The following is a 22,278-nucleotide window of genomic DNA, read 5'->3' on the forward strand; positions in this document are numbered from 1 at the left end:
TAAGTTACAGCATGCCGAGAAAGCGGCTGGCGATGCCGAAGTAGATAAACAGGGACAGAATGTCGTTGAGCGTCGTGATCAGCGGGCCGGACGCGACGGCCGGATCGACTTTGAAGCGGCTGAGCAGCAGCGGGATGCACGTGCCGGTCAGCGTGCCGATGATCAGCGTAGCGATCAGCGAGATGCCGATGATGCCTCCGAGCACGAGGCTCCCCTGCCAGAAATAGGCGATCAGCGTAATGATCGCGCCGCAGCAGAGGCCGATCGTGATGCCAACGATCAGTTCCCGTCGAATCAGCTTCAGCACGGTCTGCTTCGTCAATTTGCGGCCGTTCAGGCCCCGCACGACGACGGCAAGCGATTGGGTGCCGGTATTGCCGGTCATGCCCGCGATCATCGGCATGAAGAACGCGAGCGCGACGATCTGCTTGAGCGTGTCTTCGAAGTAATCAACGATGCTGCCGGAGACGAGCCCGATAAACAGCAGCAGCACGAGCCACGGCAGGCGCCGCCGAACGGCGACGATCGCTTTCGTGTCGAAATCGATGTCTTTGCCGCCGCCGCCCATTTTGGCCACGTCTTCGTCCGCTTCCGAGACGACGATATCGAGAATGTCGTCGACCGTAATGACGCCGCACAGCTTCTGGTCTTCGTCGACGACGGGCAGGGCGAGAAAATCGTAGCGCTGAATCAGCCGGGCCGCTTCTTCCTGGTCCATCGTCGCGGAAGCGGTCACGACGCGTGTCTTCATCAGTTCGCCGACTTTGCGCTCTTCTTCCGCGAAGAACAGGTCGTGGTACGAAACGACGCCCGCGAGGCGTCCCTGTCCGTCGACGACGTACAAATAGCTGATCGTGTCGGACATCGAAGCGGCGCGCCGGATATGTTCCCGCGACTCCTGCACCGTGTCTTCGGCGGCGATCGAGATGAAGCGGTCCGACATTAACCGTCCGGCGCTCTCCGGCGGGTAGCCGAGCAGCGTGCGCAGGGAGGTCGAACTGCTGAGCTGCATATAGTTCAGCAGTTCTTCGCGTTTCTTCGGCGGAAGCTCGTGCAGGAAGCGCACGAGATCGCCTTCGTCCATCTGCTGCATGACGTCGAGCGAGCGGTCGGGTCCGAGCAGCCGGAAAATCTCGGCCTGGTCGGCGCTGTTCATCGACTCCGTCAGATCGGCAAGCTGTTCGGTCGGCATGCGCATAAGGAACCGATTCCGGTCACGGGGCTGAAGTTCCTCGTAGATCTGGGCCAGATCGTACGGATGCACGTCTTTGGCGAAGCGGTGAAAATCGGCAAAGCTTTCCCGGTCCAGCAGGCCGAGCGTTTCTTCGGTCAACTGTCGGATATACAATTCTTGTCGATTGAGCGTGGGCGGCATAACGTCCTCCTTGAGAAATGAATCTTAATTGCTTACTCTCTACAGTGTAAACGTCCGAAGCGCAGACAAAACGTTTCGATGCGTGAAAAGATGCGGAAAAGATGTGTGAGAAAAAGGCCGATCCGCGAAAAAGCGGAGCGCCCAAAAAAGCTGCGCGGTTCCCTATTACGGGAACCGCGCAGCTTTTTGGTTTGTCCGGGCACAATCCGGCAGCGTCACGTTCGGGCGGCTTCCGCCGCCTCCCTGGCCGTGAGCCGTCTGTGCGCGGCCAGCAGGAACGGCAGCCCGCAGGCGGTCAGCAGGGCAAGCGGGGCGAAGACGGCAAAGCCGCTTAGCGCGGCGAACCGGTCGAGCAGCAGCCCGCCGACGATCGGCGCGGCGACGCTGCCGATGTTGTTGAAGCCGATCGTGCCGAAATAGGTGCCTTTCCACTGCGGCTTGGCGATCCGGTCGATCAGCATGTCCATCATCGTGAACAGCAGCACTTCGCCGACGGTGAACACGAACACGCCGGCGAGCAGCAGAGGCAGACCGTGGCCGAGCCCGAACATAAGCAGCGAAGCGGAGACGAGCACGTTGCCGAGAATCAGCGGCACGACCGGACGATACCGGCTGACCGTTTTGACGATCGGATACTGAACGATCAGTACGACCGCCGCATTCATCGCCAGCATATAGGAGAACAGCTCTTTGCCGTTGGCGATATACGGGCTCAGCGTCAAATACTGCGCCAGCGTCGAGCTGAAATGGCCGTAGCCGAGTACGCAGAACGTCGTCCCGATCAGCACCGGCAGGAAGATCCGGTCCCGGCTCGTCACCGCGAACGCTTCGCGGATCTTCGGCGCTTCGGCTGTGCCTCGCTGCGACAGGGCGTCTGCGTGCGCGGCGAACTGCATAATCAGCACGAATCCGTACAGCACGTAGACGAAGCCCGCGACGAGAAACGGGAACATCGATTCCGCCGAACCGAGGCGCAGCCCGATGATCGGGCCGAATACGACCCCGATATTGATTGCGGCATAGCGCAGGTTGAACACGAGCAGCTTATGTTCGGGCGGCGTCGTGTCGGACAGCAGGGCGCGCGAAGCCGGCTCGAACACGGAGCGGCACAGCCCGTTCAGGACGTTCACGACGAAGAACATCCAGATTTCGCTTGCTGCGGCAAAGCCGAAAAAGACGGCCGCCCAGCAAAATACCGAGACGAGCAGCACCTTTTTGCGTCCGATCCGATCGGAGATATAGCCGCCGTAGAAACTGATTGACACGCCGGCGAGAGAACTTGCGGCGACGATCACGCCGGTCAGGGTGGCGGAGACGCCCATCGAGCTCGTCAGGTAGATGGCGAGAAACGGGATGCTCATCGACGTGACGAGGCGGCCGAACATCGTGCCGACGATAATCGTCCAGGCAAGAGGATGAATCTGTTTGAACGCTTGTGGCAGCATGGCCTTGGCCTCCTTGTTCGCGACTTCTGTTGCGATTTCCGTTTTCATTATTGTAAGCCGCTAAAAGGGGAAGAAAAAGGGCAAGAATTTGTTTGCTTTCTTCCCCTTTTATATGCTGCAATAAACAAAGCCGTTTGCCGGAGGCAAACGCACGGAAAGGAGCCGGGACATGGATCACGTCATGAGGCAGTACATTACGATTCACGATCATCTGCGGAACGCCCGTCCGGGCGGGGAAGAAGAAGCGTTCGTCACCGTCGCGCAGCTGGCGGAACTGCTGCACTGCACGCCGCGCAACGTGAAGTTCGTGCTGCGCAAGCTGGAAGAAGCGGGCTGGATTGTGTGGGTGCCGGGCCGCGGGCGGGGCAACGGATCGAAGCTGCGCTTTTTGCGCTCGGCGGAAGACGTGCTCGAGCGGCGCGTGCGCAGCCTGCTCGAACACGGGCGGGCCAGCGACGCGCTCGATCTGATCGCGCAATCGGGCGCGGACGAAGGGCTGAAGGCGCGGCTGTGGTCGCCGTTCAATCGCTATCTCGGGCTGCATAGCGAGCCGGCGGACAGCCAGGATTACGACGTGCTGCGCATGATCCGCTACCGCAAAATGGAACCGCTCGACACGTCTTCCGCGTATACCGCTTTCGAAGTGTATATCCTCGGCCAAATTTACGAGCCGCTGATCAAGTACGATGCGGCTTCGGGCAAATTCCAGCCGCGGCTTGCGCATCGCTGGGAAGCCGGCGAACGCGGAGACCGCTGGACGTTCCATCTGCGCAAAGGCGTCCGCTTTCATAACGGCCGCCTGCTGACGTCCGTCGACGTGCGCGAGACGCTGCTGCGGCTGCGCCGCAAACAGTCGACGGCGCTGAGCCTGCTGCGCGATATCGAACAGGTCGAGACGAGCGGCGAGTATACGGTCATCTTCCGCTTGTCGCGTCCCAACGCTTTTTTCCTGCATCTGATCGGCAGTCTGTATCTGTCCGTCGTGCCGGCGGAATCCGACGAAGGAGACCTTCCGATCGGCAGCGGACCGTTTCGCGTATCCGAGTTGAGCGAACACCGGCTGTCGCTCAGCGCTTTCGACGGTTATTACGGGTATCGGCCGCTGCTGGACCGGGTCGACGTCTGGTTCATGCCGAACGCCGATCATGATCTGCGCACGTATCATCTGTCCGAAGACGACGAGGTGGCAGGCAGCCGGCAGATCGATTCGCCCGCGCAGGGCTGCCGGTATCTGATCTTTAACTTTCGCCGGGAAGGGCCGCATCATCGGGCGGATTTTCGCCGGGCGATACGCATCCTGTACGACCGGGAACTGCTGGTCGGCGAATTGGGCGGGGATCGCCTGTCGCCGGCTTCGGGCTTCCTGCCCCGGTTCAGCGATCCGTCCGCCTTCTCTTCGGGGACGCTGGAAGAAGCCCGGGATCTTCTGCGCGCAAGCGGCTACGGCGGAGAAGCGGTCCGGCTCGTTTTTACCGACAAGAAGGAAGAATGGATCGAAGCCAACTGGCTGCGCCGCCGCGCGGAGCAGATCGGCCTGCGCCTCGAACCGTGTCCGCACGATCCCGCGCTCGGGTATCCGCAGGTGAACGAAGCGGAACTTGCGATCGCCTCGGAAGTGCTCGAAGACGATTGGGAGCTCGACCTGCTGAACTTTTTTCTGAACGGGATCAATTATTTGGGGCGGATGCTGCTTGACGAACAGCGGGAAGAGCTGCTGGCGCTGTTCGACGGGTTCATGAGGGAAGACGCTGGCGGACGGGCCGATATTTTCGCGCGGGCGCAGCGCCTGCTGGGCGACAACAACTGGCTGCTGTACGGTGCGCATACGAGCCACCGCGCCTATTTCAACCGCAGTCTATACGGGCTGCGCATGGGTTCGCTCGGGTTTCCGAACCTGTCCCGGCTCTGGGTACGGGGCGAGGACGGCGACGATGAAGCGGCGGGCAAGCATTGAACCGGAAGGCGTTCGCTTCTATACTTGAAGAGGAAGCCGGCCGAAGGCCGCGAACGCGAAAGAGAGGCTGATACAAGCATGAACATCCAAGAAGAAGCCGCCGTCAAGCGGCGCAAAGTGATGATCGATACGGATACGGCGGGAGACGACACGATCGCGATCCTGACCGCCCTGCATCATTTCGACGTGCTGGGCATCCTGATCACGGGCGGTAACGTCCGGTTCGACCAGGAAGTCGAAAATGCGCTGTACACGATCCAGATCGCCGGCCAAGGCGGGGCGGACAGCCGTATTCCGGTGTACAAAGGCTGCGAGCGGCCGCTGCTGGCCCCGTGGAATTCGCCGCCGCACCTCACCGTCGAAGACGTGCACGGCAGCGACGGCATGGGCGGCGCGAACTTCCCGCCGGCCGTCCAGCGCCCCGCCGAAGGACATGCGGTCGATTTCCTGATCGAGACGGTGCACCGGCATCCGGGCGAAATTACGCTGCTCGCGATCGCGCCGTTGACCAATATCGCGATGGCGATCCAGAAAGATCCGACGATCGTTCCGAAAATCGCACACTTGTACGTTATGGGCGGCACGAACAACGCGCTGGGCAACATTACGCCGGCGGCGGAATACAACTTCTATACCGATCCGGAAGCGGCCAGCCTTGTGCTGAACTCCGGCATTCCCGCGACGATGGTCGGCTGGGAGATGTGCACGGACTTTTCGCTGATGGACGACGACGATCATGCGGAGATCGCGGCGCTCGGCACGTCGGGCGCGGCTTTTTTCTCGGCGGTCAACCAAGTGGTCATGTCGTTCAACAAAAAGGTGCATCGCCTGAACGGCACGACGCATCCCGATACGCTGCTCATGGCGGTGGCCGCCGACGAGAGGATCATGACGCGCAGCGGCGACTATTTCGTCGACGTGGAGACGAAAGGGCAATGGACGCGCGGCTACAGCGTGGTCGACGTCAACGGCCGCCTCGGCCGCCCGGCGAACGTGCGCGTATGCGAAGGCATCGATCGCCCGCGGTTCAAAGCGCTGCTGCTGGATGTGCTGCGCACGATCCGTTAAGGGTAAAAAAGGAGATAGAGGGCACGCAGACTCGACCGAAAGGGGAGAACAGGCATGAACAGTCAACAGCTCCGAATCGATACCCAAATCGCCAAAAGTATCTGCATGGACTATCTGCTCTACGTGCCTGCGGGCTATGAAGCGGAATCTTCAAAAAAATGGCCGCTGATTTTGTATTTGCACGGCGCGGGAGGAAGCGGCATGCAGCTGGATCAGATCCGCAAGGAAGGGCTGCCCGCGAGACTGGAGACCGAACCCGATTTTCCGTTCGTCGTCGTCGCGCCCCAATGCCCGATCGGCGTGTTCTGGAACATGCGCGAAGACGAAGTGATGGCGATTCTGGGCGAAGTGACGGACAATCTCGGTATCGACCGGAATCGCGTCTATCTGACCGGGTTCAGCATGGGCGCTTACGGTGTCTGGCAGCTGGCCGCCCATAACCGCGAACGTTTCGCCGCGATCGCGCCGGTGTCCGGCGGCGGCGATCCCGCTTTTGCCCGCAAGCTTGGAAGCATGCCGACGTGGATCTTTCACGGTATGGAAGATCAGGTCATCCGGCCGGCGGAGTCGGAGAAGATCGCCGAAGCGATGAGAAGCGAAGGCGCCGAAGTCGAGCTCACGCTGTATCCGGGCCTGGCCCACGACTGCTGGCGAAAAGTATACGCGAACGACGGGCTGTACCGGTGGTTTTTGGAACATACGTCTTCGGGACGCGCTCCGCTTGAAGAAGAGCAACCGTCCGCAGCAACGCACGGGGAACCGCGGACGACGGTCCGTTCGTTCGCAGCCGACGCTGCAGGCTCTGTCCGGCCGGCCGGGGTGCTGGCAGCAGAGCCGGATTCGGAAGCCACGCCGATCATTCAGCCGATAGAGCGTCCGTCCCGGGAAGACGGTCCGGGCGCGCTCGGCTTGTACAGCGACGGCACGGAGCGTCTGCGGATCGAGCCGGTGCAGGTCGGCGACGTCGACGGTCTGCTGGCGCTCGAACTCGGCAACCGCGACTTTTTCCGGATGTTCACCGGCACGCGCGAAGAATCGTTTTATACGCAAGGCGAACAGGCGGCGCGGGTCCGGCGGGCCGTCGACGCGGCGGCGGCGGACGAGCGGTATCTGTTCGTCGTGCGCGAACGCGGCTTCGACGAGCCGATCGGCCTCGTCGATTTGACCGGCGTCAGCCGGGGCAGTCTGCAGAGCGCCTGGCTCGGCTATTTTCTCGACCGGGCGCATAACGGCAAAGGCTACATGACGGAAGCGGTTCGCTACGTCGTGCGGCATGCGTTCGAAGTGCTCGTGCTGCACCGGATCGAGGCGGGCGTCATGCCCCATAACGAACCTTCGCTGCGCGTGCTGGAAAAAGCGGGCTTCCTGCGCGAAGGCTTGTCGCGCCGCAACGTGCAGATCGACGGACGCTGGCGCGATCACGTGCTGCTGGCGATCCTGAATCCGAAAGACAGGGCGGAAGAGGAAAAAGAATTCGGCGGCGGGGAGGCGATCCATCCGTGAACATTACCGACGACGCCAAAATTTTTATCGAGCGTGAAATGCAAAAAACGGGCATTCCGACGCTGCGCGTTCTGTCGAGCGGCCGAAGCTGCAGCTGCTGCGGACCGGGCTTTCTGGTCAAGCTTGGCCATGCGGAGCAAAACGACCGCATGCTTACCGTCAACGGTCTTGAAGTGGCCTATGAACCGCATGCGGTCAGCTTCGTCGATACGGTCACGCTCGACCTGCTCGTCGATGGGCGGGGCACGGGCCTCGTCATGCGCAGCGACGACCGCTGCGCGTTGTAACTTTAACGGCCCGGCAGCGGGCACTACGCGGGCCCGGCGGCTGCCGGGTCCGAATCGAAAGGGGCATACCGGAACATGGCCGTCACGGAAATTTTGGATATTTTCAACGAACGCCGCGAGCTTATCGGCACGGCAGCCCGCAGCGAAGTGCACGAACGGGGACTTTGGCATCAGGTGTTTCACTGCTGGATCGTGTCGGGTTCGGCGGAGGCCGGCTGGCAGCTGCTGTTCCAACTGCGCCATCCGGACAAGGAATCGTTCCCGGACAAGCTCGATACGTCGAGTGCGGGGCATCTGCTGGCAGGCGAGACGCCGGAAGACGGTCTGCGCGAGCTGGAAGAAGAACTCGGCTTGAACGTTCGTTACGAGCAGCTGGTCTACTGCGGGCTGCACCGGGACGAATACCGCATCTCCGAACATTATATGGACCGCGAGTTCACGCATGTGCATGTGCATCGCTGCGACCTGCCGCTTGAAGCATACCGGGTACAGCATAGCGAAGTATCCGGACTGTTCCGGGTCGAAGCGGAGGCGTTCCGCGAGCTGATCGAAGGCCGGCGCACGACGCTGTCGGCCAAAGGGTTGACCTACGACGATCAGCTTCGCCCGGTATTCGAGGAGCGTTCGGTGACGCTGGACGATTTCACCGACAATACGCCGGAGTATTACGGATTGGTGTTCGGCGCGCTTGAGGGTTTGGACAGTTCGGAAAGTTAGGACGAGCACTTCAAAAACCGCCGGAGCCCAAGCTTCGGCGGTTTTTGGTGCGGCGAGTATATCAATCCCGGGTGAAGCGGCAGTAGACCGGACCCAAGGGAGATTGTGCCGGGGACAGGGGAGAAGAGCTGTCATTTTGAGAACGAACGATAAATAATTATTTCAAACCTTTTATTGGTATGATGGAACGACGCGGACCGACCTGATCTTATTCCATTTGAAAAGAGGACTTTGCCCATGACCCATCCTTTTGCGCGCCGCATTCAGGACTGTTATCCCGAGATGCCGATCGTGGACGTGCAGACCGAACATGCCGCGCAGCGTCATATCGTGTTTACGGTCAATTACCGCCTGATTTTCCGTTTTGCCACAACTCCGAAGACAGCGGAGGCGCTGTGGTGGGAAACGGAGGTGCTGCTGCCCGCCGTCGCCCGCGCCGCCTCCCTGCCGGTTCCGCGCCCGGAACGCTGTTCGTTCGAGCGGCTTGAACCGGGCGCGGCTTTTATGGGCTACGCACGGATCGACGGCGAACCGCTGTGGCCCGAGACGCTCGGCAGCCTAGAAGAGCCGGACGTCATCGAACGGGCGGCCGAAGTCATCGCGGCTTTTCTGTATGCGCTGCATACGCTGGACCTGCCGGCCGGGCATGAACGCCGACTCGTCGCGGGCGAAGACGAAGCGGCGGAGCAAGAAGACCTGCGCACGCTGCCGCCGGACAAGCTGCACGGGCGCATCCTGGGCGAGCTGTTCGAACGGTTGAGCCCGCAGTCGCGGCAGCGCTTCGAACAAGACTATGCGGCGTTTTGTTCCGGATACGCCGGGAAGACGACAGACCGCAGCTGGATTCACGGCGCATTCGGTCCGGCCCATCTGCTGTGGGACGCGCAGGAAGAAGAGGTGGCAGGCGTCGTCGGTTTCGGCTCGGCCCGGATCGGCGATCCGGCGCTCGATCTGGCCGACGTGCTATTTGCTTACGGGCCGTCCTTTTTCGCCCGATGCGTGAATCGTTACCCCGGCGGCGCGGCGCTGGCGGGAAGAGCGGTGTTCCATGCCGGGCTCATGCCGCTGCGCGAAGCGCTGCACGGCCTCGATACCGACGACGCGGAGTCGCTGCAATACGGCTTGGAAGCGTATGAACGGGAGACGGCCGCCGCGAGCGGCGCGTAATCGGCCGCTCGGTTACAAAGTTAACGCTTTTGGCAACCCGCCTTAACATTCACCGAACATTTTTCCCGCAAAATAGAGATATCGGAAAAATGAATCCGCATTCGGACCGAAAAATGCCGTTTGAATGCAGTGAAATGTTAAGGAGTTGAGAAGATGAACGAGCCGGCGGCGCATGAAGGGCCAACACCGGAAGACGGAGAAGCCGCGAACCGGCAAGAAGACCGGGCGCTGTGCGAGCGCTACGCGCCTTATTTGATGTTCGATCTGCGCGAGCCTTTCCTGCCCAATCTGGTCGGATTTACGCGCCTGCAACCGGACGGGATATCGGCTTCGTTCCCGCGATCGTTCGCGGAAGCCGATCCGCGCACGGACCGTATTTTGGAATACGCGATTTGGTGGGATTACGAGATCGGCCATTTGCATCAATTGGAGCAGGTATGGATCTATTTGGGCCCGAACGGCGAAGTGCTCGATTGCGAAGTTACTTTTCACGGCCGACTTTTAAAAGGATTGTTGAAAAACCGCAGCAATCTCAGCGACGGCACGCATGTGCGGCTGTTCGCACAGCCGGGCAAGCATGCGCTGTCGCCGATGCCCGAACTGTTCGAGCTGCTGCCGGATCTGTATCTGGCTGCCGGCGCGCGGGCGGGAGCGGACGGACTGTATGCGGGCGGCGCGGGCGGGGAGCCCGCCTGTCTGCTGCCGGCCGGGGTCGAAGCGGACGAGATCGACGCGAGGGTGCGCCGGTATTTGCGTTCGTTCGCGTTCACGCCGGCGCTGGAATACAGCGAAGTCCGGCTGCTGCCGGAACAGTTCATGCCCTGGGACGAGCTGCGCGAAGCGATTCCGCTGCGGCTGTCCGACCGGCTGCTGGAGCTTGAGCTGATCTTCGCCCGGGACGGGATGCGGGAAGCGGAAACCGAGAGCAAAGCCGAACGCCGCATGCGGCGCAACCGGGAGAGCGGCGGCGGCGCGGAACGCGAAGAAGTCAGATAAGGCAAGTCCCGACGACCCTCCGCTTCCCGCGGCAGGGTCGTTTTGGTGTGCGCCGCGCTGACGGCTTCGGCAGGAGGGGGAGTTTTCCGGATTTTTATACGCGGCCCAAACGTTTACGGCGTTTCGCGCGTCTATAGCGGAGAACGCATTTCACGGCGAAGGGAGACACACGCAATGACGCGTAAAAAAACTTGGTTTGCTTTAAAATTATCATTCGCCGCACTGACGATCATCGTGGCTTTATTCGGGCTGATTACGCAAAACTTTTCGGCTACGCCGGTCATGTTCGTTTTTTTGGGACTGATGGCGATCGCGATGGCTTTTGACGAACGCGGCAAAAACCGGCGGGGGTATTTCGCTTTGTCGATGCTGACCGGGCTGTTCGCGCTGATTGTCGGGCTCTGCACGTTGATTTTGTGAACGCGCCGCAGGCAAAAGAAGGCTTCCGCCCTAAATGTCCGCACCATTTTGCAACATTTGCTTGTCAAAAGGAGCAGAGCATGCTATTTTTGATAATGATTATCACTATCAAAAAAAGGGTGGGTTTATTTTGCTGAGAAGATCCAATTTTATCCTGCTGCTGATTCTGTCCGCGCTGCTGCTGCTGAGCGCGTGCGGACAACAGGCGGCGAGCACCGAGCCGGCCGCAAGCACCGCGACGGCTGCGGATAAGCAGGCGTCTACAGACGAGGCGGCGAAGCCCGCGGAAGAGACAGCGGCAGGCAGCGCGGAGACCGTCACGTACAAATCGGACGTGGGCGACGTGGAAGTTCCCGCCGATCCGCAGCGGATCATCGACCTGACTTCTTTTACAACCGGCTATTTCGTTGCACTTGACGCTCCGGTCGTCGGCGCGCTGTCGGGAGCGATGAACAACAAGTACATCAACGAGCAGCTCAAAGCGGAAGGCACGACCGACCTCGGCGAACTGCCTACGGCGGAACCGATCCTGAACCTGAAGCCGGATTTGATCGTCGTGTACAAAGGAACGGACGGTATCGATCAGCTGTCGGCGATCGCGCCGGTCGTACAGCTCGAATACGGCAAACATAACTACAAAGATCTGATGCTCGAGATCGGCAAGCTGACCAATCGGGAAGAAGCCGCTCAAGACTGGGTGAAAAAGTGGGAAGCCAAAATCGCCGAAGTGAAACCGCAGGTACTGGCAGCCGTCGGCGACCGCACCGTATCCATTTTGAATCCGTATGCCAAAGGCGTGTACGTGTTCGGACACAATTACGGACGCGGAGGAGAGATCCTGTACGGCGAATTCGGCTTGAAAGCTCCGACCAAAGCCCAGGCCGAAGCGATCGACAGCGGCAAAGGCACGGCGTCGATCTCGCTTGAAGTCCTGCCGGACTATGCGGGGGACATCATCTTCACCAGCCCGTGGTCGGGCGACGACGGGGACCCGGAAGTGGTCTACGGCAACAGCCTGTGGAAAAACCTGCCTGCCGTCAAAGCCGGACACGTGTTCCAACTGGATCCGACGTCCGACACGTACAACGATCCCGTGACGCTGGAAGGCCAACTGAAATTTTTGACGGACAGCCTGCTGTCCGTCAAATAAAAATCGATTTCAAACACTCTCTCCATGCGGGGGAGTGTTTTTTTGCCGACAAAAGACATAGGATGAACACTATATAAATTAAATTTCAACATATGAAAAATTCAGAATAATAAGCCCGTAAAACCAGAAAAAAAGCAATCGCACACCCCGGAAAAATAATCAATACCGACCTGAGAAAAGATTAGGTTGACAAATCGAAACGATTACGAATATCATGGATACATGTAGTCCTTGATTAAAAATATTCTGCACATGTCCTAGAGCAGCATAACCCCCAGACGCTCGTAACCCCTTTTTTTTCGCAACATCAGAGATATTAATAGTCTTTTATAGACTTAAAAGGAGAATGATAAAAATTACCCAGCCATCGATCGATCTGTCCGTATCCGCTGACGTAATAATTATTGGGGGAGGTCCGGCAGGCATGAGCGCGGCGCTGGTGCTGGGACGGGCCCGTCGGGATGTGATCGTCATCGACGAAGAACTGCCCCGAAACCGGGTGACCGGCCATTCCCACGGATTCCTGACCCAGGACGGCGTGGCACCTGCCGAACTGCGCAGAGCGGCCCGCGAGCAGATCGCGGCTTATCCGAGCGTCGCGTTCGTGCAGGATCGGGCCGTGCGCGCGGAAGGTGTCGACGGCCGGTTCGAAGTCACGAGCATCAGCGGCCGGACTTACCGGGCGCGCAAGCTTCTGTTCGCCGTCGGCATGCAGGACCTGCCAATCGAGCTCGAAGGGCTGCAGGACGTCTACGGCAAAAGCGCTTTTGTCTGTCCTTACTGCGACGGCTGGGAAATGCGGGACCGTCCGATCGCGATTATCGCGAGCAGCGCCCATGCGATGCATTTGACCCGTGTCGTGTCCGGCTGGAGTGACGATATCGCGCTGTTTGTCCACGGAGAAGGAGAAGCTTTGTCCGACGGGGACAAGGAACTGCTGCGCGGTAAAGGCGTGCCGGTCTACGAATCCCCGATTGTCCGGATCTCGTCGGAAGCCGGGCAGACACGGGCGATCGTTTTGGAAGACGGAACGGAAGTTGCGCGCACGGCAATCTTTTTCGCGCCCAAGCTCGCTCCCGGTTCGGAGCTGCCGGCTGTGCTCGGCTGCGCCGTGACCGAATCCGGCGCGATGGCGGTCGACGAATTCGGACGCTCGGACGTCAGCGGCGTATTCGGAGCGGGCGACGGCGCGTCGCAGAAATACCAGGTTGCCGCCGCCGTGGCCGCAGGGTCGATGGCGGCCGTGATGATCAACTCCGATCTACTGGAAGCCGATTGGGAGTCCCGCAGCGCGGTGCCGAACCGTTGATCGCCTAGCGATATTCCATTCTCCGGAATCCCGCCTTGTTCCCCGCGCCTGCTGCGTATAAAATAAACCTAGACGACGAAACTTCGCGTTTCGTCGTCTATTAGGGGCTTCGGTTACATACGCCGGGCAATCGGACGGTCGTAATACGGGCTGTGCGCCCCGGCGAAGAACGGGAGGATGGAGACATGGATTTTCGCTATGAAGAAAACCGGGGTGAAGTGCTCGAACAGGACGTGCAGCCGGAGTCGATCGGGCCAAAGCTGCGGCTGATGAACGATGCCGACCGGACGTTCTGCGTCCTGTCCGTCAGCGACCATCTGTACATCCAATGCGCCGGTTCGGCGGACCGGATGATCGTCGAGATGCGGCGGCCGACAGGCGACGGGTTTCGGCATTACGCGATCGGCCACGTCGTCGAGCACGTCGAGAAGACCGGACCGCTGCGCCTGCGCACCAAGCGGGAGCGGCAGGTCAGCGAGACGTTCGACGCGGCGGGGGCGGAAGCGTTGTTTCTCGCTTTTGCGGCCGCATCCGATATTCCGCCGACTTTTACCAAGCGGGACATGACGGATATTTTCGCCTAAAAAGGAGAGGACGTACCCGAGTGCAGATCAAAACAACGCTTTTCACCGCTTCGTTCATGCTGCTTATCGGAATCTGGCAGGTGTGGAGCAACCTGGGGTCAGACGGCAATATGGCTCTGCTCGTCTTTTTCGGACTCGCCGGACTGATCGGGTTATACCTCGTATCCGTAGCCGCGCTGGATCTCACGATCAAAGACTTTTCCAAAATCCGCGGATCCGTCAAGAGTCGGCACCGCAACCAGATCTGGGTCACGCTGCCTAACGGCAGCCACAAAAGCTGCGTCATCGATGCTTCCCAACAACCGGAAAACTTCCCGCTGGGACAGCCGGTCGAGTTGACGCTCGGACGCCGCAGCCGGTTGGTTCTGCGGATCAACCGGGTCGAGGCTTAGCTTAACGGGAAACGGGGCACGAACCGCATGGCCGGACACGATTGGGAATTGCGCAAGGCTGCGAAAAGGCATTAACAAAAGGATCAAAAAAGGCATTAAAAAAGGAAGCGCCGGCGTCGGCGCTTCCTTTTTGCGTTTTGCGTTTATCTTTTTGCAGTTAACCGTACGTTTATCCAATCGCGATCAAATCTTAAACTGCTTGATGATCGTCTGCAAATCGTCGGCCAGAACGGCGAGCGCCTGCGAAGAAGACGAGATTTCTTCCATCGAAGCGAGCTGCTGCTCGGTGGCGGCCGAGATGTTCTGCGTATTCATGGCCGATTCGCGGGCGATGCTCTGCACGTCGACGATCGCGTCGTTTACCTGGCCCGTTCCGCCGGACAGGCGTTCGAGCGTCTCGGTCACTTTGCCGATCTGGGCAACCGCTTCGCCGACGGCGCGTTCGATTTTGTCGAACGAACGACCGGCTTCGCCGACGATCTCAAGACCGGATTGCACTTCCCCGGCCGTGCTCTCCATCGTGCGGATCGTCGTATCCGTATCCTGACGGATCAGGTCGATCAGCGCGGCGATCTGCTTCGTGGAATCGTTCGACTGTTCGGCGAGCTTGCGCACTTCGTCGGCGACGACCGCGAAGCCCCGGCCGTGTTCGCCGGCGCGGGCCGCTTCGATCGCCGCGTTCAGCGCCAGCAGATTGGTCTGTCCGGAAATTTCCGAGATAACGCGCGTAATCTGCTCGATCTCGCCCGACCGGCGGCCCAGGCTTTGCACCGCTTCGGACAGGCTGCCGACGTTGGCCGAGATCGCGTTCATCTGCCGGCCGGCTTCGCCGATCGAACGGCTGCCTTCGGAAGACGCTTCGGATGCGTGCAGCACATCTCGGCGCATGTCCGCGGTATAAGCCGCGATATTGCGCGTATGCTCCGTAATATCGGTGATGGCTCTCGAACTGTGTTCGACTTTGCCGGATTGGTGATCCGCGCCTGTCGCAAGTTCCTGCACGACCTGTGTGATATGTTCGCTGGCCCGGCTGTTCTGCTCGGCGCTCGCGCTCAGCTCTTCCGACGAAGAAGCGACGAGGTAAGCCGATTCCTGCACGGAACCGAACACCGTCTGGAGCTTGCCGGTCATCTGGTTGAACGAAGCCGACAGTTCGCCGATCTCGTCTGTGGAGACATACGTGCCTTTGACCGTGAAGTCGCCATTCTCCGCCTGGGCGAGCAGCCGGACCACTTCCTTGACCGGACGCACAATCGAACGGGTAATCAGCGTACCGATCCCGACGAGCAAGGCGAGCGCAAACACGATCAGGCCGATGACGAGAATCGTAATGTCGTCCAGGTTGGACTGACTTTTCTCGTTGATAGCCCCGGCCGTTTCGATGTTCGAAGCCTGCAGCGCTTTGAGCGAATCGTTGACCGCTTTGCGGCTGGGCTCGACCGTCGAACTATACAGGCTGTAAGCTTCGCCGGATTGGCCGGCTGCGATCAGGTCAAGCACCTTGGCGCGATCGCTTTGAAGCTGCACGGCCTGCCCCCGGTATTGATCGAGAATTTGCTGCTGCTCCGAAGTCAGCGGACCTCCGTCCAGTTCGTCGGCGATCGCGTCGATCTCTTCCCAGGCCGAAGCGATCTCGTCCCGGAGTTCCTGCACGCGTGCCGTATCGGTTGCGGTCAGCAGTTCAAGCGTATAGGCGTCGCTTGCGCGCGCGTTGATTCGGGCCTGCATGACTTTGCCGAGCGGAATCAGGTTGTCACTGTACATGATCTGTGAATCTTTGGACAGCTGCCGGATATAACTCAAGCCGGTAAACCCGACGGCGCCGAGCGCGAGCGCGCTGATCGCGATCAGGATGATCAGTTTTTTGGCCACGGAAAAGTTTTTGAACAATTTCAACGTAATCCTCCTCATAACGGTATATTCCAAGTTCTCTTCGTTTATATCGGCCAGATTCGAAAACGGTTAAGGCTTTTTCGGTCCGGATGAAAAAAAGAAATGATTGGAAACGTGTTTTCTGAGGTAAGTTACCGAATAAACGCCATAAACGCCGAACACCGGGGGGAGGGAATCGTTTGAACGGAGCAGGCAGCGAAATCATTTTTTGGATACTCGGCGCAGCTTTTATCGCATTCGGGCTGTATTCCGGCGCCCGGCAGCGCAAACTTGCGCAAAGCGAACATACCGTACCGGGACAGATCGTCCGTTACGAAGAATTGGCGGATACCGGATTCGAACGAAGCAGTACCGGCATCAAATATTATCCGGTCGTCCGGTTCGATGCCGGCGCCGGCCCGATCGAGCAGGTGTCGCAGGTCGGAAACCCGTCGCCGCAGCCGCCGATCGGCGCGAAGGTCGACGTCCATTACCGGCCCGACCATACCGCGGCGTTCGAAATTTTGGGCGGAACCGACGCGCTGCGCAAGCAGACCGGCCCGATCGTGCTCGGCGTCGTTTTTCTGGCCGTCGGATTCGCGCTTCTTCTGTGAAGGTGCCGCTTCGGCGCCTTTTTTTGCGTGACGAAAAAGCAGGGATTCGGGGTAAAAAGACAGGGTGAAAAGAAAAGAACGTCCAAATCCGACATAACGGGAGGAACCCTCATGCCAAACGAACAACCGATCGTTCAACCGTATCGGATCGATATTCCGCAAAGCGATCTTGACGACCTGCAGCAGCGTCTGTCCCATACCCGCTGGCCGGAAGAAGCGCCGGGCGGCGGCTGGAATTACGGCGTGCCGCTGAGCTATATGCGCGAGCTGGCCGATTACTGGCGCAGCGGCTACGATTGGCGCACACATGAAGCCGAACTGAACGCCTATCCGCAGTTCATGACGCAGATCGGCGGGGAGAACATCCACTTCCTGCATATCCGCTCGCCGGAGCCGGATGCGCTGCCGCTGCTGCTGCTTCACGGTTGGCCCGGTTCGATCGTCGAATTTCTGGACCTGATCGGTCCGCTTACCCGTCCGCAGGAATACGGGAGGCCGGCTTCGGACGCGTTCCATCTGGTCATTCCTTCGCTGCCGGGCTACGGCTTCTCCGGTCCGACTTCGCAGGCGGGTCTGGATGACAAAGCGATCGCCGGTATGTTCGTCACCCTCATGAAGCGGCTCGGCTACGAACGGTACGGCACGCAGGGCGGAGACTGGGGTTCTGTGATCTCGCTGGAGATTGGCGCCCGCGACCCGGGCAGCGTCGTCGGCGTCCATGTGAACATGCTGATGACCCCGCCGCCGGAAAATCCGAAGCAGCTGGCCAAGCTCAAACCCCGGGACCGCGAGCAGCTCGACAAAATGAAACATTATGCCAAAGAGCAGTCGGGCTACTCCGTGCAGCAGGGAACCCGTCCGCAGACGCTGTCTTACGCGCTGACCGATTCGCCGTCGGGGCAGTTGGCGTGGATCATCGAGAAATTTTACGAATGGACAGACAAGACCGGGCTGCCCGAAGAAGCGATCCACCGCGACCGTCTACTGACCAACGTCACGATCTATTGGCTGACGGCGACCGCCGGTTCTTCGGCCCGTTTGTATTACGAGAAGATGCATACGCAGAAGCCGCCGCTGCCGGAAGGGCTGTCTTCGAAGGAGGCGCCTCCGCTCGGCGTCGCCATGTTTCCCAAAGACGTATCGTATCCGATTCGCGCTTTGGCGGAAGAAAAATACAACGTCCGGCATTGGACCGAGTTCGACCGCGGCGGCCATTTTGCGGCGTTGGAACAACCGGAGCTGCTGAGCGGCGACATCATCGAGTTTTTCCGCAAAATCCGCACCTGACGCCTTCCGCTCCCGCAGGCGAATGATCCGAGCGTCGAGAGAATAATCAGATCGTGGAGAGAATGATCCGACTGTTGAGAAAAGCTTGACGTGAGACGCGTTCCAGCCTGTACGGTTAGGAAGCAGGGAGTGTCGGCCAAGCGCCGATCCTTTTTCCAGTCCTATTTTCTAACCGGGAGGTACATTAATCATGACCTATTCAACCGATCAAAGACATACCGCGGAAGCTTCATCCAAATTGGTGTTTATCGATATTGACGGAACGCTCGTCGACGACTACGGAATCGTTCCTCCTTCCGCGATTGCGGCCTGCCGGCAGGCACGCGCGAACGGACACCGGCTCTACCTGTGCACCGGACGTTCCAAGCCCGAGATCTACGACGTCATCTGGGAGATCGGCTTCGACGGCTTGATCGGCGCGGGCGGGGGTTACGTCGAATGCGGCGGGGAGATGCTGTACCACAAACAGGTATCGGCGGCGGACGTGCGGCATATGGTAGACTTTTTCGAACGGCACGGGATTGACTTCTATCTGGAATCCAATGCCGGGCTGTACGCCAGCCGCAATCTGCAAGACCGCTTGATCGCGCTGATCCACGGCGACGTCGCCAACGACCCCGGCGCGCGGGAACAGTTCGAACGCGCCCCGCATCCGTTTCTCGGCGCGCTCACTTACGGGGAGACCGATCTGTACAAAAGCGACGTGAACAAAGTGTGTTTCCTCGAAAGCGACGTACCGTTCGACCTCATCAAGGCCGAGTTCGAAGGCGAATTCGAAGTGCTGCAATGCACCGTGCCGATCTTCGGCAAAGACAGCGGCGAACTGGCCGTGCCCGGCGTGCACAAAGCGGTCGCGATCGCCGACGTGCTCGTGCACCTGAATCGTTCGGTCGCCGACACGATCGCGATCGGCGACGGGCTGAACGATATGGAAATGCTGCAATACTGCGCGGTCGGCATCGCGATGGGCGACGCGCGGGACGAACTGAAAGCGGTCGCCGACCACGTGACCGGCACGATTCAAGAAGACGGGTTGTATCGCAGTTTCGTCAAATACGGGCTGATTACGGAATAGGATCATGGAATAGGTTGACGGAATAGCATTATGGAATAGACCCGGCCGGCCCGCGGCTTTAGATTGCGGTCGGCTTGCGGCGGGTAATGAAGAAAGGGTAACGGCATCCGGGCGTACGTGCCGGATGCCTCTTCTAATCTGAGAGGAGCGATTCCATGACTTCAACGAACGTAAACGCCGCTCAATCCGGTACTTTCACGATCGGAGGCGACATGACGGTCAACCGGCTGGGCTACGGCACGATGCAGCTGACAGGTCCCGGCGTCTGGGGAGATCCGAAAGATCCCGACGAAGCGGTCCGCGTACTCAAGCGCGCCGCCGAGTTCGGCGTCAACTTTATCGATACCGCCGATTCTTACGGCCCGGCGGTCGCCGAACCGCTGATCCGCCAAGCGCTGCATCCGTACAGCGACGATATGGTCATTGCCACCAAAGCCGGCCTGACCCGCTCGGGCCCGAACGATTGGCGTCCGGTCGGACGTCCGGAATATTTGCGCCAGCAGGCGGAGATGAGCCTGAGACTGCTCGGTCTGGAGCGGATCGATCTGTTCCAGCTGCACCGGATCGATCCGAAAGTGCCGCTGGCCGACCAGCTCGGCGAACTGGAACTGCTGCGCAAGGAAGGCAAGATCCGGCATATCGGGCTGAGCGAAGTCAGCGTCGAACAGCTGCGCGAAGCGCGCGAGATTACCGATATCGTATCGGTACAGAACCTGTACAATCTGTCGAACCGCAAAGCGGAAGACGTGCTGGAAGAAGCGGAATCCGGCGGAATCGCCTTCATCCCGTGGTTCCCGCTTGCCACCGGCGAATTGGCCCGAGACGGAGGACCGCTGGACGAAATGTCCAAGCGCCTGAACGCCAAACCGGCCCAAATCGCGCTCGCCTGGCTGCTCAGACGGTCGCCGGCGATCCTGCCGATTCCGGGCACGTCGTCCGTCGCCCATCTGGAAGACAATATGGCAGCAGCCGGCCTGCAGCTGAGCGACGAAGATTTCGAGACGCTCAGCAATCTGGCTTAAGCCGATGGGCGACTCTAAGCCGAGCGGCGGCAAAGACAACCGGAATCCGCTGTTTCGGGGACTGAAATCGTTGGAAGGCCCGTTCGATCCTTTTGAGACGTCGGCGCTGCCGGATCGGCCGGGCGAGCTGTTCCTGAACTGGTTCGAGCAGGCGCTCGGGGAGAAAGCGGCCGAACCGCATGCCGCGACGCTGTCTACCGTCGACGAAGAAGGGCGGCCCGACGCGCGGGTCCTGATTCTCAAAGATGTGCACGGCGAAACGTTCTTTTTCGCTTCCGGGCTGGAGAGCCGCAAAGGCCGACAGCTGCAGGAGGTGCCGCATGCGGCGCTGACCTTCTATTGGCCGGCGCTCGGCCGGCAGATCCGCCTGCGCGGCACCGTCACGGATACCGGGGCGCAGGAAGGGGCCGACGATCTTCGGCGGCGCGGGACCGAGGCGCGGGCACTTGCCATGCTCGGCCGGCAGAGCGAGCGCTTAGATAGCAAAGCGCAGCTGGATCAGGCGCTCGCCGAGCAGCGGGAGATTCTGCGGCAGGACGCGGACGCGGTCACGCCGCTGTGGCGGCTGTTCGCGCTGCAGCTCGAAGAAGCCGAGTTCTGGCAGGCGGATGCGGATCGCAAACATACGCGGGTCCAGTATAGGCTCGGCGAAAACGGTCAGTGGGAACACGGATTGTTGTGGCCTTGAGCCAGATTGAGCCAGAGATAGGCATGCGGTGACTATGAGGCGTGCAGTCACATAAAGGCATGCAGTCACGTAAAAGCGTGCAGTCACGAAAAATCAAATAACCCGGAGCCGCTTGGCGGACCGGGTTATTTGGCGTGCCGAAAGGTTGCGTGCGCGTGCCGGGAATAACACACAACCTTCGGACAATTTCGAACCTCTTCTGGCATACGACCCGATTAAGGCACAATCACGACCTGATTCGAAAGTTCAAAATCATTAAATGCACAGGAGCACTTATTTGAGTCCACAAACTGCAAAAACGTCGAATAGCTGCGTACATCCATTTATTTTGCGAAAAAAGAAGGCTTGCGGTAGTTATGACCGGAAATAAGTGCTCCTGCGCAGTTATTCGACTCCGCGCACGCATAACCAAGCAAAATAGATGTTCTCACGCAGCTATTTCGGAGAAAACGAGCGAAAAGCTGCGTTTTGTAGGCCGGCTGCAAAATAATAATTCGAAATTAAAAGATATTGTTCATTATTCGTCCGCGAAATCCGTTATAATAGAGAATAAGACAAGAAAACGGTTATATAAAGATAAAGAGGACAGGAACACATTTCCAGAGGAGGTATGGACTATGATTAGGCATGTGATCTTCGATTTCGACGGAACGATTGTTAATTCCCGGCCTCTTATTGTCGAGCTGTACAACAGCCTGGCGGCCAAGCACGGCTATCAACCGATCGGCGACGATACGTCGGAGCCATTTGCCGGTCTGTCCATACGCCAACGTTCCAAGACGCTCGGCATTCCGCTGTATCGTCTTCCGTTTCTCGGCTTCCAGCTGTTCTCGGAGTACCGCCGGAAGATCAAAACACTCGAACTCAAAGACGGCGTAGGCGACCTGATTCGGGAGTTGAACGCGCAGGGCTACCAGCTCAGCATCATCTCGTCCAATCTCGAGAGCAATATCCGTTCGTTCCTGCGTCATAACGAGATCAGCCAGTTCGTGCAGGTCCGCTCGTGCTTCAGCCTGTTCGGCAAGCACCGCGCTATCCATTCGTTCCTGCGCGACAACAAGCTGCATCCGCGCGAAGCGCTGTATATCGGCGACGAGCTGCGCGACATCCAGGCGGGCCAGCGTTCGGGCATCAAGATGATCGCGGCGGCCTGGGGCTACGATTCGTCGGAACTGATGACACGTTTCTCGCCCGACTTTATGGCATTTTACCCGGGCGAAGTCTCGGCGGCGATCGAAGGGTTCAACGCAAGCGCAGGGAGAGCGGCAGGCGCACTGTAAAATGTAAGCGTTATTTTAAGTTTTCAAGCAAGCATTCGTTTTGCATTTGCTTTGGATCTCTTCCTCAAAAATA

General features: G+C 59.4%; 21 protein-coding genes. 18 read left to right on the forward strand and 3 right to left on the reverse strand.

Annotation, left to right across the window (positions count from 1 at the left end):
* Nucleotides 1-4: 4 nt before the first annotated feature.
* Both mgtE and FTE24_RS04505 read right to left on the reverse strand, forming a co-directional pair.
* A complete protein-coding gene (gene mgtE, locus FTE24_RS04500; protein ID WP_150229213.1) occupies nt 5-1,375 on the reverse strand; it encodes a magnesium transporter in 1,371 nt (456 codons plus the stop codon).
* A 215-nt stretch (nt 1,376-1,590) separates the two neighbouring features.
* Nucleotides 1,591-2,817 (reverse strand): MDR family MFS transporter, encoded by a 1,227-nt coding sequence (locus tag FTE24_RS04505; protein WP_415663167.1) that lies wholly within the window; start codon nt 2,815-2,817, stop codon nt 1,591-1,593.
* A 172-nt stretch (nt 2,818-2,989) separates the two neighbouring features.
* Between FTE24_RS04505 and FTE24_RS04510 the strand changes: the two genes are divergently transcribed.
* The 12 genes from FTE24_RS04510 to FTE24_RS04565 all read left to right on the forward strand — a co-directional run bounded on the left by FTE24_RS04510 (nt 2,990) and on the right by FTE24_RS04565 (nt 14,367).
* A complete protein-coding gene (locus FTE24_RS04510; protein WP_150229210.1) occupies nt 2,990-4,774 on the forward strand; it encodes an ABC transporter substrate-binding protein in 1,785 nt (594 codons plus the stop codon).
* 78 nt (nt 4,775-4,852) lie between these two features.
* Complete coding sequence (locus FTE24_RS04515) at nt 4,853-5,842, forward strand: nucleoside hydrolase (protein ID WP_150229208.1); 990 nt, start codon at nt 4,853-4,855, stop codon at nt 5,840-5,842.
* A gap of 54 nt (nt 5,843-5,896) precedes the next feature.
* Nucleotides 5,897-7,345: a GNAT family N-acetyltransferase gene (locus FTE24_RS23180; RefSeq protein ID WP_237401630.1), complete on the forward strand. Its 1,449-nt coding sequence runs from the start codon at nt 5,897-5,899 to the stop codon at nt 7,343-7,345.
* Complete coding sequence (locus tag FTE24_RS04525) at nt 7,342-7,632, forward strand: adhesin (RefSeq protein WP_150229206.1); 291 nt, start codon at nt 7,342-7,344, stop codon at nt 7,630-7,632. Before FTE24_RS23180 ends, FTE24_RS04525 begins: the two co-directional genes overlap by 4 nt.
* A 75-nt stretch (nt 7,633-7,707) precedes the next feature.
* On the forward strand, nt 7,708-8,349 hold the full coding sequence (locus tag FTE24_RS04530; RefSeq protein WP_150229204.1) for an NUDIX hydrolase: 642 nt from the start codon (nt 7,708-7,710) through the stop codon (nt 8,347-8,349).
* A gap of 237 nt (nt 8,350-8,586) precedes the next feature.
* Nucleotides 8,587-9,516: a phosphotransferase family protein gene (locus FTE24_RS04535; RefSeq protein ID WP_150229202.1), complete on the forward strand. Its 930-nt coding sequence runs from the start codon at nt 8,587-8,589 to the stop codon at nt 9,514-9,516.
* Nucleotides 9,517-9,669: 153 nt separating this feature from the next.
* Nucleotides 9,670-10,512: a hypothetical protein gene (locus FTE24_RS04540; protein WP_237401631.1), complete on the forward strand. Its 843-nt coding sequence runs from the start codon at nt 9,670-9,672 to the stop codon at nt 10,510-10,512.
* A gap of 174 nt (nt 10,513-10,686) precedes the next feature.
* Entirely contained in the window at nt 10,687-10,932 is a 246-nt protein-coding gene (locus FTE24_RS04545; RefSeq protein ID WP_150229200.1) for a DUF3953 domain-containing protein, read from the forward strand.
* A gap of 130 nt (nt 10,933-11,062) precedes the next feature.
* On the forward strand, nt 11,063-12,082 hold the full coding sequence (locus FTE24_RS04550) for an ABC transporter substrate-binding protein (RefSeq protein WP_237401632.1): 1,020 nt from the start codon (nt 11,063-11,065) through the stop codon (nt 12,080-12,082).
* A gap of 346 nt (nt 12,083-12,428) precedes the next feature.
* Nucleotides 12,429-13,391: an NAD(P)/FAD-dependent oxidoreductase gene (locus FTE24_RS04555; protein ID WP_150229196.1), complete on the forward strand. Its 963-nt coding sequence runs from the start codon at nt 12,429-12,431 to the stop codon at nt 13,389-13,391.
* 185 nt (nt 13,392-13,576) lie between these two features.
* Nucleotides 13,577-13,975, forward strand: coding sequence for a hypothetical protein (locus FTE24_RS04560; RefSeq protein WP_150229194.1), 399 nt, complete (start codon nt 13,577-13,579; stop codon nt 13,973-13,975).
* A 20-nt stretch (nt 13,976-13,995) separates the two neighbouring features.
* On the forward strand, nt 13,996-14,367 hold the full coding sequence (locus tag FTE24_RS04565) for a hypothetical protein (protein ID WP_150229192.1): 372 nt from the start codon (nt 13,996-13,998) through the stop codon (nt 14,365-14,367).
* A gap of 183 nt (nt 14,368-14,550) precedes the next feature.
* Here FTE24_RS04565 and FTE24_RS04570 read toward each other — a convergent pair whose 3' ends face one another.
* Nucleotides 14,551-16,263, reverse strand: coding sequence for a methyl-accepting chemotaxis protein (locus FTE24_RS04570; protein WP_160441648.1), 1,713 nt, complete (start codon nt 16,261-16,263; stop codon nt 14,551-14,553).
* 176 nt (nt 16,264-16,439) lie between these two features.
* On the opposite strand from FTE24_RS04570, the gene FTE24_RS04575 reads away from it, so the two are divergent.
* From FTE24_RS04575 to FTE24_RS04600, 6 genes are all read left to right on the forward strand, one after another.
* The gene (locus FTE24_RS04575; RefSeq protein WP_141449887.1) at nt 16,440-16,853 is read left to right on the forward strand and encodes a DUF3592 domain-containing protein; all 414 of its coding nucleotides are present in this window, start codon (nt 16,440-16,442) and stop codon (nt 16,851-16,853) included.
* 111 nt (nt 16,854-16,964) lie between these two features.
* A complete protein-coding gene (locus FTE24_RS04580; protein WP_150229187.1) occupies nt 16,965-18,140 on the forward strand; it encodes an epoxide hydrolase family protein in 1,176 nt (391 codons plus the stop codon).
* A 190-nt stretch (nt 18,141-18,330) separates the two neighbouring features.
* The gene (locus FTE24_RS04585) at nt 18,331-19,215 is read left to right on the forward strand and encodes a Cof-type HAD-IIB family hydrolase (protein ID WP_150229185.1); all 885 of its coding nucleotides are present in this window, start codon (nt 18,331-18,333) and stop codon (nt 19,213-19,215) included.
* 155 nt (nt 19,216-19,370) lie between these two features.
* Nucleotides 19,371-20,237 (forward strand): aldo/keto reductase, encoded by an 867-nt coding sequence (locus tag FTE24_RS04590; protein ID WP_150229183.1) that lies wholly within the window; start codon nt 19,371-19,373, stop codon nt 20,235-20,237.
* Between the two features lie 4 nt (nt 20,238-20,241).
* Nucleotides 20,242-20,925: a pyridoxine/pyridoxamine 5'-phosphate oxidase gene (locus FTE24_RS04595; protein WP_150229181.1), complete on the forward strand. Its 684-nt coding sequence runs from the start codon at nt 20,242-20,244 to the stop codon at nt 20,923-20,925.
* A 617-nt stretch (nt 20,926-21,542) separates the two neighbouring features.
* A complete protein-coding gene (locus FTE24_RS04600) occupies nt 21,543-22,205 on the forward strand; it encodes an HAD-IA family hydrolase (protein WP_160441649.1) in 663 nt (220 codons plus the stop codon).
* The last annotated feature ends 73 nt before the right edge of the window (nt 22,206-22,278 follow it).

The organism is Saccharibacillus sp. WB 17 (genome assembly GCF_008634075.2).
In the GTDB taxonomy this organism is placed as follows: Bacteria; Bacillota; Bacilli; order Paenibacillales; family Paenibacillaceae; genus Saccharibacillus; species Saccharibacillus brassicae.

Coding starts and splice junctions, on each gene's coding strand:
- mgtE (WP_150229213.1), bottom strand. CDS start 1,375: ATGCCGCCCACGCTCAATCGACAAGAATTGTATATCCGACAGTTGACC.
- FTE24_RS04600 (WP_160441649.1), top strand. CDS start 21,543: ATGATTAGGCATGTGATCTTCGATTTCGACGGAACGATTGTTAATTCC.
- FTE24_RS04510 (WP_150229210.1), top strand. CDS start 2,990: ATGGATCACGTCATGAGGCAGTACATTACGATTCACGATCATCTGCGG.
- FTE24_RS04515 (WP_150229208.1), top strand. CDS start 4,853: ATGAACATCCAAGAAGAAGCCGCCGTCAAGCGGCGCAAAGTGATGATC.
- FTE24_RS04595 (WP_150229181.1), top strand. CDS start 20,242: ATGGGCGACTCTAAGCCGAGCGGCGGCAAAGACAACCGGAATCCGCTG.
- FTE24_RS04545 (WP_150229200.1), top strand. CDS start 10,687: ATGACGCGTAAAAAAACTTGGTTTGCTTTAAAATTATCATTCGCCGCA.
- FTE24_RS04585 (WP_150229185.1), top strand. CDS start 18,331: ATGACCTATTCAACCGATCAAAGACATACCGCGGAAGCTTCATCCAAA.
- FTE24_RS23180 (WP_237401630.1), top strand. CDS start 5,897: ATGAACAGTCAACAGCTCCGAATCGATACCCAAATCGCCAAAAGTATC.
- FTE24_RS04560 (WP_150229194.1), top strand. CDS start 13,577: ATGGATTTTCGCTATGAAGAAAACCGGGGTGAAGTGCTCGAACAGGAC.
- FTE24_RS04530 (WP_150229204.1), top strand. CDS start 7,708: ATGGCCGTCACGGAAATTTTGGATATTTTCAACGAACGCCGCGAGCTT.
- FTE24_RS04580 (WP_150229187.1), top strand. CDS start 16,965: ATGCCAAACGAACAACCGATCGTTCAACCGTATCGGATCGATATTCCG.
- FTE24_RS04590 (WP_150229183.1), top strand. CDS start 19,371: ATGACTTCAACGAACGTAAACGCCGCTCAATCCGGTACTTTCACGATC.
- FTE24_RS04555 (WP_150229196.1), top strand. CDS start 12,429: ATGATAAAAATTACCCAGCCATCGATCGATCTGTCCGTATCCGCTGAC.
- FTE24_RS04540 (WP_237401631.1), top strand. CDS start 9,670: ATGAACGAGCCGGCGGCGCATGAAGGGCCAACACCGGAAGACGGAGAA.
- FTE24_RS04535 (WP_150229202.1), top strand. CDS start 8,587: ATGACCCATCCTTTTGCGCGCCGCATTCAGGACTGTTATCCCGAGATG.